Consider the following 15328-nt stretch of genomic DNA (forward strand, 5'->3'; position numbering starts at 1 on the left):
CCTGCTGCGCCTGCATCACCCATACGGGTGATGCAGGGCAAGCCCTCAGCAAACGTCTTCGCCCAGCACCAGGCCCATGCGGTTGGCGGCCACGATCGCCTGCGTGCGCGTGGTGACGGCGAGTGCGCGCAGCACCGCGCTGACATGGGTTTTCGCGGTGTTCTGGCTGAGGCCCAGCTCGCGCGCGATCAGCTTCATCGGCTTGCCCTCCAGGATCAGCCGCAGCACCTGCGTCTGGCGGGGGGTGAGCCCAAGCTCGGCCGGGCTGGTGCACGGGCGCCGCGGCATGGGCAGCGCCATGCCCGCCAGGCTGAGCGACGGCACGTAGATGCCGTGCGCCAGGATGGTGCGCAGCGCCTCGAACATCTGGTTCGACGAGGCCGATTTGGGGATGAAGCCCATCGCGCCCAGCTGGATCGTGCGCAGCACGGTGACCTGGTCTTCCAGCGAAGACAGCATGACCAGCGGCACGCCGGGATGGCGCTCGCGCAGCATCTCCAGCGCCTGCAGCCCGTGCGTGCCCGGCAGCATGAAGTCGAGCAGGATCAGCTCGACGGCCGCGCCCCCGCCAAGAACCGCCAGCGCCTCGTCGAGGTTCGACGCATGCCAGACCTGCACCGCCGGATCGAGCTCCTTGAGCAGCAGCGCAACACCTTCGCGGAACAAGGCGTGATCATCGACCAGCAGGATCTTCATGTTCCGAGTCTGCATCGGTTTGCTCCGGCCTGCCTCCCCCGGATGGGTGAGCTTCCAGCAAGGCTTCGATTGCCGCCAGCAGCCGCTCGGCGCCGACCGGCTTGTGCAGCAGCGGCAGGCCTGCGTCGGTGACGCGCCGCAGGTCGGCGGCCGCAATGTCGCCGGTGATGATGATCGCCGGCACCGCCTGGCCTATGCACGCACGTACCTGCCCGACCGCCGCCAGGCCGTCGTGGCGGTCGCGCAGCCGGTAGTCGCACAGGATCAGGTCGGGATGGCGCAGATGCTCGCCAAGCCGGGCCAGGCATTGCTCGGCCGAAGCTGCGATGAGCACATGCGCCCCCCAGCTGTGGCACAGCGCCTGCATGGCGCGGCGCGTACCGGCTTCGTCGTCGATCACCGCGATGAACGCACCAACGATACGCCGCCCGCCCACAAGGGCATCGGGCCGGGCCGGCGCCAGCGGCGGCACCTCGGCCCACGGCAGCAGGATAGAAAAACAGGTGCCGCGGCCGGGCGTGGAGCGCAGCGCATACGGGTGCTCCAGCAGCTCCAGCGTACGCTTGACGATGGCCAGGCCCAGCCCGAGACCCTTGCCGCGGTCGCGCTCCGGGTTATCGATCTGAAAGAATTCCTCGAACACATGCGGCAGCTGCTGCGGCGCGATGCCGACGCCGGTATCCCAGACCTGCAGTTCGACGCCGCCGCTGCGCCGCCGGCACCCGAGCAGGATCTTGCCGCGCTCGGTATAGCGGATCGCGTTCGACACCAGGTTGCCCAGCACCCGCTCCAGCAGCATGGTGTCGGTGCGTACCGCGCAGCGCGTGGGCGCCACCGCCAGTTGCAGCTGCTTGCGCGCGGCTTGCGGCCCATGGCTGGCCCCCACCCGGTGCAGCAGTTGCGCCAGCGCATGGTCGGCGAGGTTGGGCCGGGACATGCCGGCATCCAGCTTGGAGATGTCGAGCAGGCTGCCGAACAGGGCTTCCATGGCGGAAACCGATACCTGGATGCTGTCCACCAGCCTGCCCACCTCGGGCGCAACCGGCTGCCGACGCAGCACGCCCACCAGCAGGCTGATGGTGTGCAGCGGCTGGCGCAGGTCGTGGCTGGCCGAGGCCAGGAAGCGCGTCTTGGCCTTGCTGGCCTGCTCGGCCTCCTCGCGCTTGGCGCGCAGCAGCGCATTCGCCCCGAGCAGTTCGCGCGTGCGCTCGGCCACGCGGGCTTCGAGCAGCTGGTACGAGTCGTGCAAGTGCGCGGCCATCTGGTTGAAGCGGGCGGCAAGCTGGCCCAGCTCGTCGTTGCGCGCCAGCTCGATCCTGTGGTCGAGCCGGCCTTGGCCGATGCGGTCGGCGCCCTCGGCGAGCTGCTGGATAGGCCGCACCACCCGGCGCGCCAACACGATGCCAACGGCCGAGCCCGCCAGCACCGCGAACAAGAGTATCAACAGCGCGGTAGCCAGCGCGCGGTGCAAGGGCGCATAGGCCTCGCCGCGCGGCTGCTCGGTGATCAGCTGCCAGCGGGGCACGCTCAGCGGCGCGGCCCGGGCGACCATGGCGCGGCCCCCGGGCGCCTCGAATTCAATCAGCGCGCCCCCGGCAGCCACCTGCCCGTCGGCCGCACGCACCGGCGCCCGCTCGGCCAGGTCGGGGCGCGCCAGCACCTGCAGAAAGTCGGGATGCGCCAGCAGCCGCCCATCGCCATCGACCACATAGGCATAGCCCTCGCGGCCAAAGCGGGTGTCGTTGATGATATTGCGCAGCTGTGCCAGATCGAGCTGCGCGGCGAGCACGCCGCTTTCCAGCCGCCGGCCGCGACGCGCCATCACCACGCGCGGCTGGTTGACTTCGAACGTGGCGGGGCCAAACCATGGGGCCGTGGCACGCGCGTGCAGGAATTCGGGCGACTGGCTGCGATCCTCGTGCAGGCCGCTACGATCCAGCCCCATGCGCGAGACGCGCACGCGCTCGATGCCCTGCTGGTCAAGCCAATAGAGCTCCTGGATCGCGGCCGACTGCTTCATCAGCCGGTACAGCTCCATCTGGATCTCGGCATCCGCGCCGCCGATATGGCCAGAGTCCAGCAGCGACAGGCTGGAGCGCAGCAGCGCATCGGCCTCGCCGATGAAGCGGTCGATGCGGGCCGAGGCCTTGGTGGCCTCGAGCGCCTGCAGCATCTCCACCGCGGTGCGGGTCTCGCGCCGGATCAGCCATAGCTGCGCGATGCCGCTGGCCAGCAACGCCAGCGTGACCAGCATCGCAAAAGACAAGGCGTAGGTGCGCCACAGGCTGTGGCGGGGCAGGCGCATCAGGGTACTTTCCCCGCACCGGCGCCGGCATTGCCGCCGACGGGCAGCGCAGGCGCCTGCGATCTGACCAAGCGATCGGCGCGCGCGATCAGCGCGGCTGGCAGCTTCACGCCCAATTGCTGCGCGGTATCGAGATTGATGTTCAGCCCCGCCTCATACAGCTGCTGCACCGGCAGCTCGGCCACGGGACGGCCGCGCAGCAGCTGATCGACGTAGTGCGCCGCGCGGGCGCAGAAATTGATGCGCCCGATGACGCCATAGCTGAGCAGGCCGCCATAGCGGTTGCTGAACCAGGTGTTGTGCGAAATCGCCGGCAACCGCAGCCGCAGGGCCTGCCGCGCATGCTCGGCGAGCAGCGGCGGCGAGTCGGGCCGCACCATCACCGCATCGACCTGGAGCCGGGCCAGCTGCTCCCAGGCGCCGGCAATGCCGGCCTCGCCCGAAAAGTGCACCCGCAACAGCTGCGCGCCGGCCCGCTGCACCATGTCCTGGATGGGACCGATACCGCCTGGCTTCACATGCAGCGGGTTGCCATTGTTCTCGATCATGCCGATGCGGCGGGCGCCCGGGAACGCCTGCAGCAGCACCTCCATCGGCTTGATCACATGCTGGCCCGTCAGGCTCAGCGCAACGCCGGTCACATTGGCCAGCGGACGCGCCTGCGCATCGACGACCCGGCCGAGGTTGCCGGTGCCGATGGCGACGATCGGCAACTCCTGCGTGGCCTGCATCAGGGCTTCGAGCGGCGCGACCTCGTTGCTCAAGAGTACGTCGGGGCGGCGCGCCGCCAGCGCCTGGGCCATGGGCTTGAGCCGCGCCGGCTCGTGGCCCGCGTCTTGCCATTCGAGCCTCAGCTGTCCGTCGAACGACCAGCCGGCCTTTTCCAGGGCCGCCCGCAGCTCGGCCATGCAGGCCCACTCGGAGTCGCTCGGGCCGTTGCCCAGGTAGGCGATGACGCGGGGCTCAGGGGCCTGCGCTGCAAGCGGCGGGCTCGCCGCCAGCAGTGCAGCGGCCGCCAGCGCGGCAATCGCACATGGCAAGGCACATGGCAGGGCGCATGGCGGGTCAGCCATGCGGCGCTGGGTTGGGGCACGAGAGGCTATTTGCGCGGCTCCATCTTGATCACGTTGCCGCTCGTCTGCTTGAGATAGAGGTCGGCACCGACCAGCCGCACGTCATTGCAGACCGCGGGCAGGCGCTTGAAATCCATGCAGACGCGGCCGGGCTCGGCGCGCCAGCTGCCGGTGTCCGCGCCGCCGGGGTAGAAGATGGCCAGGCCATTGGCTTGCTTCGCATAGTCCACCCGCAGGATGCCGTTGCGCGCCGGCACGTCGAACGACTTGCCGGCCAGCGCAGCCGAAACCTCCTGCGCGGTCGGCACACGGTTGCCGGCGGGGAATTCCGTCATCGGCGGCGTGGAGGCGCAGCCCCACAGCAAGGCACTGGCCAGCGCCGCAGCGGCGGTGAAAGCCTGGCCCGGCAGGCTTTTCTTACGGGTATTCATGGATGGCTCTCCTGGTAAGTGATGATGTCGATCGGCGCTGGCCGGCAATGGCTCCGGTGCATGGCCGCGCTGGCTACCACGGTAGAAGAAGCGCCTGCGGGCCGCATCACCCGAACGGGTGATGGACGGCGCCGGCGCCATCAGGAGAATTGTGTTATGTGAGACTTGACAATGGCATCACTTTAGATGCCCGCCGCGACGCGGGCAATACCGCAGTTGCGGTATTGCCGGTACCCGCCATTTCTGCTTGGCGGGCGCGCGCAGCAGCGCCCTGAAGCTCAGGGCTCGCTGCCCGGCAGCGGCACGTCCTGCGCGCGGCGCGGCATGCCTATGGGCGCATTGGCCTGGCCGCGCTGCATGGCGGCGATGTCGGCCTCGCTGGGGTAGTCGCCCTGCAGCCAGTAGTCGACGATGCGCCGCGCGATCGGCGCGGCGGTGGCGGCGCCGAAGCCGGCGTTCTCGACGATCACGCCCACCGCGATCTGCGGGTCCTGCGCCGGCGCGAAGGCCTCGTACAGCGCATGGTCGCGCTGGCGCTCGGCCAGCCGGGCGGCATTGTATTTTTCGTTCTGGCCAATGCTGATGGCCTGGGCCGTGCCCGTCTTGCCGCCCGAGAGGTAGCGCGCGCCGGCAAAGGCCCGCGAGCCGGTGCCGGCCTGCACCACCGACACCATGCCGCGCTTGACCGCATCGATGTTGGCCTGCTTGTAGCCCAGGTTGACCGGCGGCGGCAGCTCGACCAGCGTGCGCTCGCCATTGACCGCATCCACCAGCCGCTTGCCGACATGCGGCGTAAAGCTGATGCCGTTGTTCACCAGCGTGGCCAGCGCATGCGTGAGCTGCAGGATGGTGAAGCTGTTGTAGCCCTGGCCGATGCCCAGCGAAATGGTTTCGCCGGCGAACCATTGCTGCTGCGCCGGGCGCTTGTAGGTGTTGCGCTTCCACTCCTTGCTGGGCAGCACGCCGCGCACTTCGCCCGGCAGGTCGACGCCGGTGATCTGGCCGAAGCCCAGCGGCTTCATGAAGTCGTGGATGGCGTCGACCCCCATTTCGTTGGCCAGCGTGTAGAAGTACACGTTGCTCGAATGCTGGATCGCGCGGTTCAGGTCCACCGGCCCCAGCGCATGGCCCGAGCGGAAGGTGTGGCCGCCGAAGGTCCACGAGCCGCCGTCCTGGATGATGGTCTGCGCGCTGCGCTTGCCGGTCTCCAGCCCGGCCAGGCCCATGAAGGGCTTGTAGGTGGAGCCCGGCGGGTAGGTGCCGCGCAGCGCGCGGTTGAGCAGCGGGCGGTCGATGGACTCGTTCAGCGCCTTCCAGTTCTCCTGGTCTATGCCTTCGACGAACAGGTTGGGGTCGTAGGTGGGCTTGCTCACCATGGCCAGGATCTCGCCGCTGCGCGGATCGATGGCGACGGCCACGCCACGGCGTTCGCCGAACAGGTCCTCGATCATCTTCTGCAGCTTGATGTCGACGGACAGCACCACGCTCGATCCGGGCGTGGCCGGGTTGCTGCCGAGCTTGCGCACCGCAAAGCCGCCGGCGGTGGTTTCGAGCCGCTCGAAACCGGTCTGGCCGTGCAGCTGCTGCTCGTAGCTGGCCTCGACGCCGGTCTTGCCGATGTATTCGGTGCCGCGGTAGTTGGCGGCGTCGTCGGAGTCGTCGATGCGCTCTTTCTCGCGCTGGTTGATGCGGCCGATGTAGCCGATGATGTGCGCGCCCACCTCGCCCAGCGGGTAGGTGCGGAACTGCCGCGCCTTCACGTCCACGCCGGGAAAGCGGTAGCGCTGCGCGGCAAAGCGCGCGACTTCGTCCTCGGTGAGCCGCGAGCGTATCGGCAGCGAGTCGAAGTTGCGCGAGTCCTCCTGCAGGCGCTTGAAGCGGCGCCGGTCGCGCGGCGTGATCTCGATGAGCTTAGACAGCTCGTCGATGGTCTCGTCCAGGTCGCCCACCTTGTAGGGCGTGATCTCCAGCGTGTAGGCCGAGTAGTTGGTGGCCAGCACCACGCCGTTGCGGTCGTAGATCTGCCCCCGGCTGGGCACGATGGGCACGACCGCGGTGCGGTTGCTCTCGGCCTGCGCGGCCAGGTCTTCGTAGCGCTCCACCTGCAGCACATACAGCCGCGCCACCAGCAGGCAGAACGCCAGCAGTACCACCAGGCCGATCACCACCACCCGCACGCGAAAGCGCACCAGGTCTCGTTCGGCGTTGTGGATCTCGGTCATGCGCTACAGCGGGCGGTCGTCGTCGCTCGCCAGCGGCTGGCGCTGCGGCAGCAGCAGCAGCCAGCCCAGCAGCGGCCACAGCAACGCCTGCCACAGCCCCGGCGTGAGCGCGCCCCAGCCGGGAAAGCCCCCGCGCATCAGCATGCGCATCAAGAGCTGCAGCACATCGGCCGCGATGAACAGCGGCAGCATCTGCACCGCCTGCTCCAGCAGGTTGAGCCACACCATGCGCCGGCGCAGCAGCCCCACGCCGAACATCACCAGCGCATACACGATGGCATGCTGCCCGAGCAACGCGGCCTGGTGCACGTCCATGCACAGGCCGAGCACGAAAGCCCAGCCCATGCCCACGCGCTGCGGCTCGCGCACGCCCCAGATGGCCAGCACCAGCAGCAGCATGTCGGGCACCCATACCCCGCGGCCCAGCGGCAGCAGGTTGCACATCAGCGCCAGCAGCAGCGTGACGGCGATGAATCCCGGGTTGACCGGCAGCAGCAGCGGCTGCCCGCGCGGCATGATCATGGCAGCATCTCCCTTGGCGGTTTCATCCTCGCCGTCCCTTGCGCGGCGTCGAGGCCGGGCCGTCGGGCTTTTTCTCGGGCGGCGGCGGCTTGGCCGGCAGTGCGTCTTCGCCCAAGGGCTTGAGCACCATCACGAACTGCACGCCATGCACCTGCGCCAGCGGTTCGCAGTACACGCGCGAGAACTGCGAATCGGCCCGGCGCTCGATGCGCGCGATCCTGGCCACCGGCAGGCCGGGCGCGTACACGCCGTCCACGCCGCTGGTGGTGAGCAGGTCGCCCTCCTGGATATCGGCATTGCTGGGCATGAAGCGCAGCTCCATGCCTCCGCCCGAGCTGGCCAGCGGATCGCCGTAGGCCACGCCGCGCGCGCCGGTGCGCGGGTTGAGCACCGGAATGCTCTGCTCGCGGTCGATCACCAGCGTGACCTCGCTGGTCATGGTGAACACCCGCGTCACCTGCCCCAGCACGCCCAGCTCGTCCATCACCGGCGAGCCGAGGGCAACGCCGGCGACTTCGCCCTTGTCGATCACCACGCGGCGGGTATAGGCATCGGCGGTTTCGTAGATCACCTGCGCGGCGACCGCCGAGGTGGCCAGGCGCGGGCGCAGCTCGAGCAGTGCGCGCAGCCGCTGGTTCTCCAGCTGCATGGCTTCGACCTGGTTGGCGCGCAGGCCCCATTCGGTCATCTTCTTCTCGGCGTTCTGCACACGGCCCTGGGCCTCGGCCAGCGACTCGAAGTAGCGCGCGCCCTCGTGCACCAGCTGCACCGGCTGCAGCATCACCCATTGCAGCGGATACAGCACGGTGGCGACCGCGCGGCGCACCGGATCGGTGAGCTTGAAGCGCACGTCCGCCACCATCAGGAACAGCGCCAGCGCGCCATAGACCGCCAGCCGTATCAGCGGCGACGGACCTTGCTGGCGAAACGCCGGTACACCACTGTCAAAGGAGTTGGTGGGCATGCGGGCTCATCTATAAACCAAAAGCGCAGGCCGCTATGGTAACCATAGTGACCTGCGCCTGCCATTATTGCGCCGAGCGGCGTTTCTGGCTCCGGGGAATCGTCAATTATTCACTGGTGAAGATACTGCTGCCCTTGCGGTCCAGCGTATCCAGGGCCATGCCGCAGCCGCGCACCACGCAGGTCAGGGGCTCCTCGGCCACCAGCACCGGCAGGCCGGTTTCCTCGGCCAGCAGGCGGTCCAGGTCGCGCAACAGCGCGCCGCCACCGGTCAGCATCATGCCGCGGTCGGCAATGTCGGCGCCCAGCTCGGGCGGAGTCTGCTCCAGCGCGTTCTTGACCGACGAGACGATCTGGTTGAGCGGCTCGGTCAGGGCCTCCAGCACTTCGTTGGAGCTGATGGTGAAGCTACGCGGCACGCCTTCGGAGAGGTTGCGGCCCTTGACTTCGATCTCGCGCACCTCGGAGCCGGGGAAGGCCGAGCCGATGCTTTTCTTGATGAGCTCGGCCGTGGGCTCGCCGATCATCATGCCGTAGTTGCGGCGGATGTAGTTGATGATGGCCTCGTCGAACTTGTCGCCGCCCACGCGCACGCTGCCCTTGTAGACCATGCCGCCCAGCGAGATCACGCCGACCTCGGTGGTGCCGCCGCCGATGTCGACCACCATCGAGCCCGAGGCCTCGGACACCGGCAGCCCGGCGCCGATGCCGGCGGCCATGGGCTCCTCGATCAGCTCGACGATGGTGGCGCCGGCCTTCAGCGCCGCGTCCTTGATCGCGCGGCGCTCCACCTGGGTGGAGCCGCAGGGCACGCAGATGATGATGCGCGGGCTGGGCGTGAACAGCGTGCGCGGGTGCACCATCTTGATGAACTGCTTGATCATCTGCTCGGTGATCAGGAAGTCGGCGATCACGCCGTCCTTCATCGGGCGGATGGCCTCGATGTTGCCGGGAACCTTGCCCAGCATGGCCTTGGCCTCGCGGCCCACGGCCTGGATCACCTTGCGGCCGTGCGTGCCGCCCTCGTGGCGGATGGCGACCACCGAGGGCTCGTCCAGCACGATGCCCTTGTCGCGGGCAAAGATCAGCGTGTTGGCGGTGCCCAGGTCAATGGCCAGGTCGGTGGAAAAGTAGCGGCGGAACGCTCCGAACATTCAGGATTCCTCTGGGCACAAGCGGCACTTCGGCGCGCTGTCGCCCGGTTCTTGGATCAAAATAAGGGGTGCAGATGGAAGGATTGGCGCAAAAGACCGAGGTTAAGCCCATGCTGCGCCAAAGGCGGGATAATACCGCATCCCCTGTGAATAACTCGCTTGACCGGGTACCCGTTATGGGGTATTTACGACCGGTTTACACATACCCAGCTATGGCACTCACCCAAGACGACATCGGCCGCATCGCCAACCTGGCGCGGCTTGAACTCTCCGGCCCCGAAAGCGAGCGCATGCTCGCGCAACTGAACAGCTTTTTCGACGTGGTGGAGCAAATGCGCGCCGTGGACACCGCGGGCGTCACTCCGCTGGCGCATCCGGTGGCCGCCATCGAGCAGGTGCGGCTGCGCCTGCGCGAAGACCTGGCGAGCGAGCCCCAGGGCCCGGACGTGCGCGCGGCCAACCAAAAGAGCGCGCCGGCTGTGGAAAAGGGCATGTTCCTGGTGCCCAAGGTCATCGAATAGGCTGCCCAGCCCCCTCCCCGCCCGATCCGGGCCGCAGGCCGCAGCGCCTGCCGCCCCACCCCATGACAACGAGATCCGCATGAGCATTCCTACCGATTTGCACGAGATGAGCGTGGCCCGGCTGGCCCAGGCGCTCAAGGGCCGCGAGCTGTCCGCCACCGAGGCGGCACAGCACTTCCTGGCCCGTGCCGCCGCGCACCAGCACCTGGGCGCCTACGTGTCCATCAACGAAGAAGTGACGCTGGCCCAGGCCAAGGCCGCCGACGCCCAACTCGCCGCCGGCACGGCCGCGCCGCTGGCCGGCGTGCCGATCGCGCACAAGGACCTGTTCGTCACCAAGGACTTTCCCACCACCGCCGCCAGCAAGATGCTGGCCGGCTACCGCTCGCCGTTCGACGCCACCATGGTCAGCCGCCTGGCCGAGGCCGGCTGCGTGACGCTGGGCAAGCTGAACATGGACGAATTCGCCATGGGCTCGGCCAACGAGAACTCGGCCATCGCCAAGGTGGCCAATCCCTGGGATACCAGCCGCGTGCCCGGCGGCTCGTCCGGCGGCTCGGCCGCCGCGGTGGCCGCGCTTCTCACGCCCGCCGCCACCGGCAGCGACACCGGCGGCTCCATCCGCCAGCCCGCGTCGTTTTGCGGCATCACCGGCATCAAGCCCACCTATGGCCGCGCCAGCCGCTACGGCATGATCGCCTTCGCCTCCAGCCTGGACCAGGCCGGCCCCATGGCCCGCAGCGCCGAAGACTGCGCGCTGCTGCTGTCGGCCATGTGCGGCCCCGATGCGGACCGTGACTCCACCAGCCTGGACATGCCCGCCGAAGACTTCAGCGCCCGGCTGAACGACAGCCTCGACGGCCTGCGCATCGGCATCCCCGCCGAATTCTTCGGCGACGGCCTGGCCGACGACGTGCGCGCCGCCGTGGACGGCGCGCTCAAGGAATACGAGAAGCTCGGCGCCAAGCTGGTGCCCATCAGCCTGCCGCGCACCGAGCTGTCGATCCCCGTGTACTACATCATCGCGCCGGCCGAGGCCTCGTCGAACCTGTCGCGCTTCGACGGCGTGAAATTCGGCCACCGCGCCAAGGACTACGCCGATCTGCTCGACATGTACAAGAAGACCCGCGCCCAAGGCTTTGGCGACGAGGTCAAGCGCCGCATCATGATCGGCACCTATGTGCTCTCGCACGGCTACTACGACGCCTACTACCTGCAGGCGCAGAAGATCCGCCGCATGATCGCCGACGACTTCCAGGCCGCGTTCCAGCAGTGCGACCTGATCGCCGGCCCCGCCGCGCCCACCGTGGCCTGGCAGCTCGGCGGCAAGAGCGACCCGCTGGCCAACTACCTGGCCGATATCTACACCCTGCCCGCCTCGCTGGCCGGCCTGCCCGGCCTCTCGGTGCCGGCCGGTTTCGGCGAAGGAGGCATGCCCGTGGGCCTGCAGCTCATCGGCAACTACTTTGCCGAAGGCCGGCTGCTCAACGCCGCGCACCGCCTGCAGCAAGCCACCGACCACCACCTGCGCCAGCCCGCTGGCATCTGAAAACCATAGCTGGCAGCGCTTGATACATATTGTTTTCAATAACAAAACCATCTGAAATCAATATACAACAAGCGCTAGCAGCTCACTTTTTTATATCGCCTGATATGACCGCCCAACTCATCAACGGCTACGAAGTGGTGATCGGCTTCGAGACCCACACGCAGCTCGCCACCCAGTCCAAGATCTTCAGCCGCGCCAGCACCGCCTTCGGCGCCGAGCCCAACACCCAGGCCTGCGCGGTGGACCTGGCCCTGCCCGGCACGCTGCCGGTCATGAACCGCAAGGCGGTGGAATGCGCCATCAAGCTCGGGCTGGCCCTGGGCTCGCACATCGCGCCCACCAGCATCTTCGCGCGCAAGAACTACTTCTACCCCGACCTGCCCAAGGGCTACCAGATCAGCCAGTTCGAGATCCCGGTGGTGCAAGGTGGCGAAGTGGGCTTCTTCGTTGGCGACGAGAAAAAAACCGTGCGTCTGGTGCGCGCCCACCTGGAGGAAGACGCCGGCAAATCGGTGCACGACGAATTCATCGGCCAGTCGGGCATCGATCTGAACCGCGCCGGCACGCCGCTCCTGGAGATCGTGACCGAGCCCGACATGCGCTCCACCGCCGAGGCCGTGGCCTACGCCAAGGAGCTGCACAAGATCGTCACCTGGATCGGCATCTGCGACGGCAACATGCAGGAAGGCTCGTTTCGCTGCGACGCCAACGTCTCGGTGCGCAAGCCCGGTGCGCCGTTGGGCACGCGCCGCGAGATCAAGAACCTCAACAGCTTCAAGAACATGCAGATCGCGATCGACTACGAGATCCGCTGGCAGATCGAGGAGCTGGAGGACGGCCGCGCCATCCAGCAGGCCACTGTGCTGTTCGACCCCGACAGCGGCGAGACCCGCGCGATGCGCACCAAGGAAGACTCGGCCGACTACCGCTACTTCCCCGACCCCGACCTGCCGCCGCTGGTGGTGGCCGAGAGCTGGGTGCAGCAGGTCAAGGCCGCCATGCCCGAGCTGCCGCGCCAGCGCGCCGAGCGCTTCGTCGCCGACTACCAGCTGCCCGAATACGACGCCACCACGCTGACGCAAAGCCAGGCCATGGCCGACTACTTCGAGGCCGCCGCCAAGGCCTGCGGCCAGCCCAAGCTGGCCAGCAACTGGGTGATGGGCGAGATCTCGCGCCGCCTGAACCACGAGGAAATCGGCATGGACGCGGTGAAGGTCAGCGCCGTGCAGCTCGGCGCGCTGATCGCCCGCATCCAGGACGGCACCATCAGCAACAACGCCGCCAAGCAGGTGTTCGAGGCGCTGTGGACAGGCGAAGGCCAGGACGTGGACGCCGTGATCGACGCCAAGGGCCTCAAGCAGATGAGCGACAGCGGTGCGCTGGAGCAGATCATCGACGCGGTGATCGCCGCCAATGCCGCGAACGTCGAGCAGTACAAGGCCGGCAAGGACAAGGCCTTCAACGCCCTGGTCGGCCAGGTGATGAAGGCCTCGAAGGGCAAGGCCAATCCGGGGCAGGTGAACGAGATGCTGAAGGCCAAGCTGGGGTGAGCATGCCCGAGCGCTGCTCGCTGGGCAAATTGCTGCTGCTGGTGCAAGGCCTGGGCCTGGGCATGGAGGTGAGCGGCTGGTCCGATGAAGGCGTAACGCAGCCCGAGGCACCGGACAGCGGCCCCCCATGACCAGCCTGCCCGCCACCATCGCCCTCTGGGGCGCGGCCATTGCCGCGCTGCTCTATCTCGCCGCATGCCTGCTGATGCTCGTGCTGCAGCGCCGGCTGATGTACTGGCCGCAGCTCACGCGCGTGGAGGCGGCGCAAACCAATCTGGCGCTGGCGCGCGGCGGCGTGGTGCTGCGCGGCTGGCAAAGCCACCCCGGCCCGGCACCGGCCGCCGACGCGGCGATCTACTTGGGCGGCAATGCCGAAGCCATAGAAGGCAACCTGGCGCGCCTGCGCGCATGGCTGCCGGCGCACAGCCTGTACCTGCTGGCCTACCGCGGCTACGGCGCAAGCGATGGCGTGCCCACCGAGGCCATGCTGGAGCAGGACGCCATCGCGCTGTTCGACGAAGTGCGGCGGCGCCACCCGCTCGGGCGCATTGCCGTCATCGGCCGCAGCCTGGGCAGCGGCGTTGCGGCGGCGCTGGCCGCGGCCCGGCCGGTGGCGCAGCTGGCACTGGTCACGCCTTTCGACAACATGCTGAACACGGTGCGCGACCACTATGGCTGGCTGCCGGTGGCGCTGCTGCTGCGCGACCGCTACCCCAGCGACGAGCGGCTGCGGCGCTATGCCGGGCCGGTGCTGGTGCTGCGCGCGGGGCAGGACACGCTGGTGCGGCCGGCGCGCACCGATGCGCTGCTGCAGTCGCTGCAGGGCCGCGGCGGCCCGCCGGCGCAGGTGGCGGCCTTTGCCAAGGCCGGCCACCTGGACATTCTGGATGCGCCCGGCTTCGGCGCTACGCTGCGGGCGTTCGTGCAGCAGGGTGGCTCCATGGATTGGTGCGGCGTGGCTCCATGAGCGGGCTATCGGCAACGCCCCAAGCTGCGTAACATGGGCAACCGCAGCCCTATGCGTGCAGGCATGCACAGGGCTGCGCTGTCGGTTCATAACCAGCATTCTCAGGAGACCACCGATGAAAAGCCACGCCCATCCGCCCCCAACCGCACTGCCGGCCCACGGCAGCCGCCGCCACTGGCTGCAGGCCGCCGGCGCGGGCGCAGCACTGCTGAGCCCCACCATGCGGGCACTGGCCGCCACCACGGCGCCCGCGCAAGTCACGCTGCCGTTTGCCAACGGCGTGCGCGAGATGGTGAGCTTTCCGCAAAAGCGCCCGCTGATCCTGCAAACCAGCCGCCCGCCGCAGCTGGAGACGCCGTTCGAGGTGTTCAACGACGGGCTGATCACGCCCAACGACGCATTTTTCGTGCGCTACCACTGGAGCGGCATTCCCACCGACATCAAGCCCGAGGAATTCCGCGTCAGCATCGGCGGCCTGGTGAACACCCCGCTCACGCTGTCGCTGGCCGAGTTGAAAGCCCTGGGCGAACCGGTGAGCCTCGTGGCGGTGCACCAGTGCTCGGGCAACAGCCGGGGCTTTTTTGCGCCGCGCGCCAATGGCGGGCAGCTGGGCAACGGCGCCATGGGCAATGCCAAGTGGACCGGAGTGCCGCTCAAGCGCGTGCTGGAGAAGGCCGGCCTCAAGCCCGGCGCGGTGCAGGTCAGCTTCAACGGCATGGACAAGCCCCCGATCGACGGCGGCCCGGACTTCGTGAAGGCGCTGGACATCGACCACGCGATGGACGGCGAGGTCATGCTGGCCTGGGCGATGAACGACCAGGACCTGCCCATGCTCAACGGCTACCCGCTGCGCCTGGTCGTGCCCGGCTACTACGGCACCTACTGGATCAAGCACGTCAACGACATCCAGGTGCTGGACAAGGTGTTCGACGGCTTCTGGATGGCTTCGGCCTACCGCATCCCGGCCAATGCCTGCGCCTGCACGCCGCAGGGCAAGGGACCTACCAAGACCGTGCCGATCAACCGCTTCAACACGCGCTCGTTCATCACCAGCCACCAGGACGGCGCCCGGCTCAAGGCCGGCAAGGAGGTGGTGCTGCGCGGCATCGCCTTCGACGGCGGCCAGGGCATTGCCGAGGTCAGCATCTCCAGCGACGGCGGCAAGAGCTGGCAGGCGGCCAAGCTGGGCGACGAGGTCAGCCGCTACTCGTTCCGCGAGTGGAAGGCCAGCTTCAAGCCTCCAAAGAAGGGCACCTACGAGCTCAAGGTGCGCGCGGTCAACCGCGCCGGCCAGGGCCAGCCGATGGAGGCGCTGTGGAACCCCGCGGGCTACATGCGCAATGTGGTGGAAACCGTGCGCGTGAGCGTGGTGTGA

Annotated in this window: 14 protein-coding genes; 6 read left to right on the top strand and 8 right to left on the bottom strand. The window is 68.3% G+C overall.

Annotation, left to right across the window (positions count from 1 at the left end; translation table 11 throughout):
- Positions 1 to 45: 45 nt before the first annotated feature.
- The 8 genes from ACODRX_RS16090 to ACODRX_RS16125 all read right to left on the bottom strand — a co-directional run bounded on the left by ACODRX_RS16090 (position 46) and on the right by ACODRX_RS16125 (position 9366).
- The gene (locus ACODRX_RS16090; RefSeq protein WP_488872536.1) at positions 46 to 696 is read right to left on the bottom strand and encodes a response regulator; all 651 of its coding nucleotides are present in this window, start codon (positions 694 to 696) and stop codon (positions 46 to 48) included.
- Positions 674 to 3001: a hybrid sensor histidine kinase/response regulator gene (locus tag ACODRX_RS16095; protein WP_488872537.1), complete on the bottom strand. Its 2328-nt coding sequence runs from the start codon at positions 2999 to 3001 to the stop codon at positions 674 to 676. Before ACODRX_RS16095 ends, ACODRX_RS16090 begins: the two co-directional genes overlap by 23 nt.
- Positions 3001 to 4074 carry an ABC transporter substrate-binding protein gene (locus ACODRX_RS16100; RefSeq protein ID WP_488872538.1) on the bottom strand — a complete coding sequence of 358 codons (1074 nt, stop codon included), beginning with the start codon at positions 4072 to 4074 and terminating at the stop codon, positions 3001 to 3003. Before ACODRX_RS16100 ends, ACODRX_RS16095 begins: the two co-directional genes overlap by 1 nt.
- 26 nt (positions 4075 to 4100) lie before the next feature.
- Positions 4101 to 4505, bottom strand: coding sequence for a hypothetical protein (locus ACODRX_RS16105; protein WP_488872539.1), 405 nt, complete (start codon positions 4503 to 4505; stop codon positions 4101 to 4103).
- A 278-nt stretch (positions 4506 to 4783) separates the two neighbouring features.
- Positions 4784 to 6727, bottom strand: coding sequence for a penicillin-binding protein 2 (gene mrdA / locus ACODRX_RS16110; RefSeq protein WP_488872540.1), 1944 nt, complete (start codon positions 6725 to 6727; stop codon positions 4784 to 4786).
- Positions 6728 to 6730: 3 nt separating this feature from the next.
- Positions 6731 to 7249, bottom strand: a complete 519-nt coding sequence (gene mreD / locus ACODRX_RS16115) for a rod shape-determining protein MreD (protein ID WP_488872541.1) — start codon at positions 7247 to 7249, stop codon at positions 6731 to 6733.
- Between the two features lie 22 nt (positions 7250 to 7271).
- Positions 7272 to 8213, bottom strand: coding sequence for a rod shape-determining protein MreC (mreC, locus tag ACODRX_RS16120; protein WP_488872542.1), 942 nt, complete (start codon positions 8211 to 8213; stop codon positions 7272 to 7274).
- Between the two features lie 106 nt (positions 8214 to 8319).
- On the bottom strand, positions 8320 to 9366 hold the full coding sequence (locus tag ACODRX_RS16125) for a rod shape-determining protein (RefSeq protein WP_460483073.1): 1047 nt from the start codon (positions 9364 to 9366) through the stop codon (positions 8320 to 8322).
- Between the two features lie 212 nt (positions 9367 to 9578).
- Here ACODRX_RS16125 and gatC point away from each other — a divergent pair, with 212 nt between their 5' ends.
- The 6 genes from gatC (at position 9579) to sorA (ending at position 15328) form a co-directional block, all read left to right on the top strand.
- Positions 9579 to 9887, top strand: a complete 309-nt coding sequence (gene gatC, locus ACODRX_RS16130) for an Asp-tRNA(Asn)/Glu-tRNA(Gln) amidotransferase subunit GatC (protein ID WP_488872543.1) — start codon at positions 9579 to 9581, stop codon at positions 9885 to 9887.
- Positions 9888 to 9966: 79 nt separating this feature from the next.
- Positions 9967 to 11436 carry an Asp-tRNA(Asn)/Glu-tRNA(Gln) amidotransferase subunit GatA gene (gene gatA / locus ACODRX_RS16135; RefSeq protein WP_488872544.1) on the top strand — a complete coding sequence of 490 codons (1470 nt, stop codon included), beginning with the start codon at positions 9967 to 9969 and terminating at the stop codon, positions 11434 to 11436.
- 104 nt (positions 11437 to 11540) lie between these two features.
- The gene (gene gatB / locus ACODRX_RS16140) at positions 11541 to 12986 is read left to right on the top strand and encodes an Asp-tRNA(Asn)/Glu-tRNA(Gln) amidotransferase subunit GatB (RefSeq protein ID WP_488872545.1); all 1446 of its coding nucleotides are present in this window, start codon (positions 11541 to 11543) and stop codon (positions 12984 to 12986) included.
- Positions 12983 to 13117 carry a hypothetical protein gene (locus ACODRX_RS16145; RefSeq protein WP_488872546.1) on the top strand — a complete coding sequence of 45 codons (135 nt, stop codon included), beginning with the start codon at positions 12983 to 12985 and terminating at the stop codon, positions 13115 to 13117. Before gatB ends, ACODRX_RS16145 begins: the two co-directional genes overlap by 4 nt.
- A complete protein-coding gene (locus ACODRX_RS16150) occupies positions 13114 to 13953 on the top strand; it encodes an alpha/beta hydrolase (protein WP_488872547.1) in 840 nt (279 codons plus the stop codon). Before ACODRX_RS16145 ends, ACODRX_RS16150 begins: the two co-directional genes overlap by 4 nt.
- Positions 13954 to 14068: 115 nt before the next feature.
- A complete protein-coding gene (gene sorA / locus ACODRX_RS16155; protein WP_488872548.1) occupies positions 14069 to 15328 on the top strand; it encodes a SorA family sulfite dehydrogenase catalytic subunit in 1260 nt (419 codons plus the stop codon).

The sequence above is a fragment of the Comamonas sp. FG99 genome (assembly GCF_057808605.1).

Excerpts from the sequence above, each read along its gene's own strand:
- ACODRX_RS16090 (WP_488872536.1), bottom strand. The coding sequence starts at position 696 with ATGAAGATCCTGCTGGTCGATGATCACGCCTTGTTCCGCGAAGGTGTT.
- ACODRX_RS16095 (WP_488872537.1), bottom strand. The coding sequence starts at position 3,001 with ATGCGCCTGCCCCGCCACAGCCTGTGGCGCACCTACGCCTTGTCTTTT.
- ACODRX_RS16100 (WP_488872538.1), bottom strand. The coding sequence starts at position 4,074 with ATGGCTGACCCGCCATGCGCCCTGCCATGTGCCTTGCCATGTGCGATT.
- ACODRX_RS16105 (WP_488872539.1), bottom strand. The coding sequence starts at position 4,505 with ATGAATACCCGTAAGAAAAGCCTGCCGGGCCAGGCTTTCACCGCCGCT.
- mrdA (WP_488872540.1), bottom strand. The coding sequence starts at position 6,727 with ATGACCGAGATCCACAACGCCGAACGAGACCTGGTGCGCTTTCGCGTG.
- mreD (WP_488872541.1), bottom strand. The coding sequence starts at position 7,249 with ATGATCATGCCGCGCGGGCAGCCGCTGCTGCTGCCGGTCAACCCGGGA.
- mreC (WP_488872542.1), bottom strand. The coding sequence starts at position 8,213 with ATGCCCACCAACTCCTTTGACAGTGGTGTACCGGCGTTTCGCCAGCAA.
- ACODRX_RS16125 (WP_460483073.1), bottom strand. The coding sequence starts at position 9,366 with ATGTTCGGAGCGTTCCGCCGCTACTTTTCCACCGACCTGGCCATTGAC.
- gatC (WP_488872543.1), top strand. The coding sequence starts at position 9,579 with ATGGCACTCACCCAAGACGACATCGGCCGCATCGCCAACCTGGCGCGG.
- gatA (WP_488872544.1), top strand. The coding sequence starts at position 9,967 with ATGAGCATTCCTACCGATTTGCACGAGATGAGCGTGGCCCGGCTGGCC.
- gatB (WP_488872545.1), top strand. The coding sequence starts at position 11,541 with ATGACCGCCCAACTCATCAACGGCTACGAAGTGGTGATCGGCTTCGAG.
- ACODRX_RS16150 (WP_488872547.1), top strand. The coding sequence starts at position 13,114 with ATGACCAGCCTGCCCGCCACCATCGCCCTCTGGGGCGCGGCCATTGCC.
- sorA (WP_488872548.1), top strand. The coding sequence starts at position 14,069 with ATGAAAAGCCACGCCCATCCGCCCCCAACCGCACTGCCGGCCCACGGC.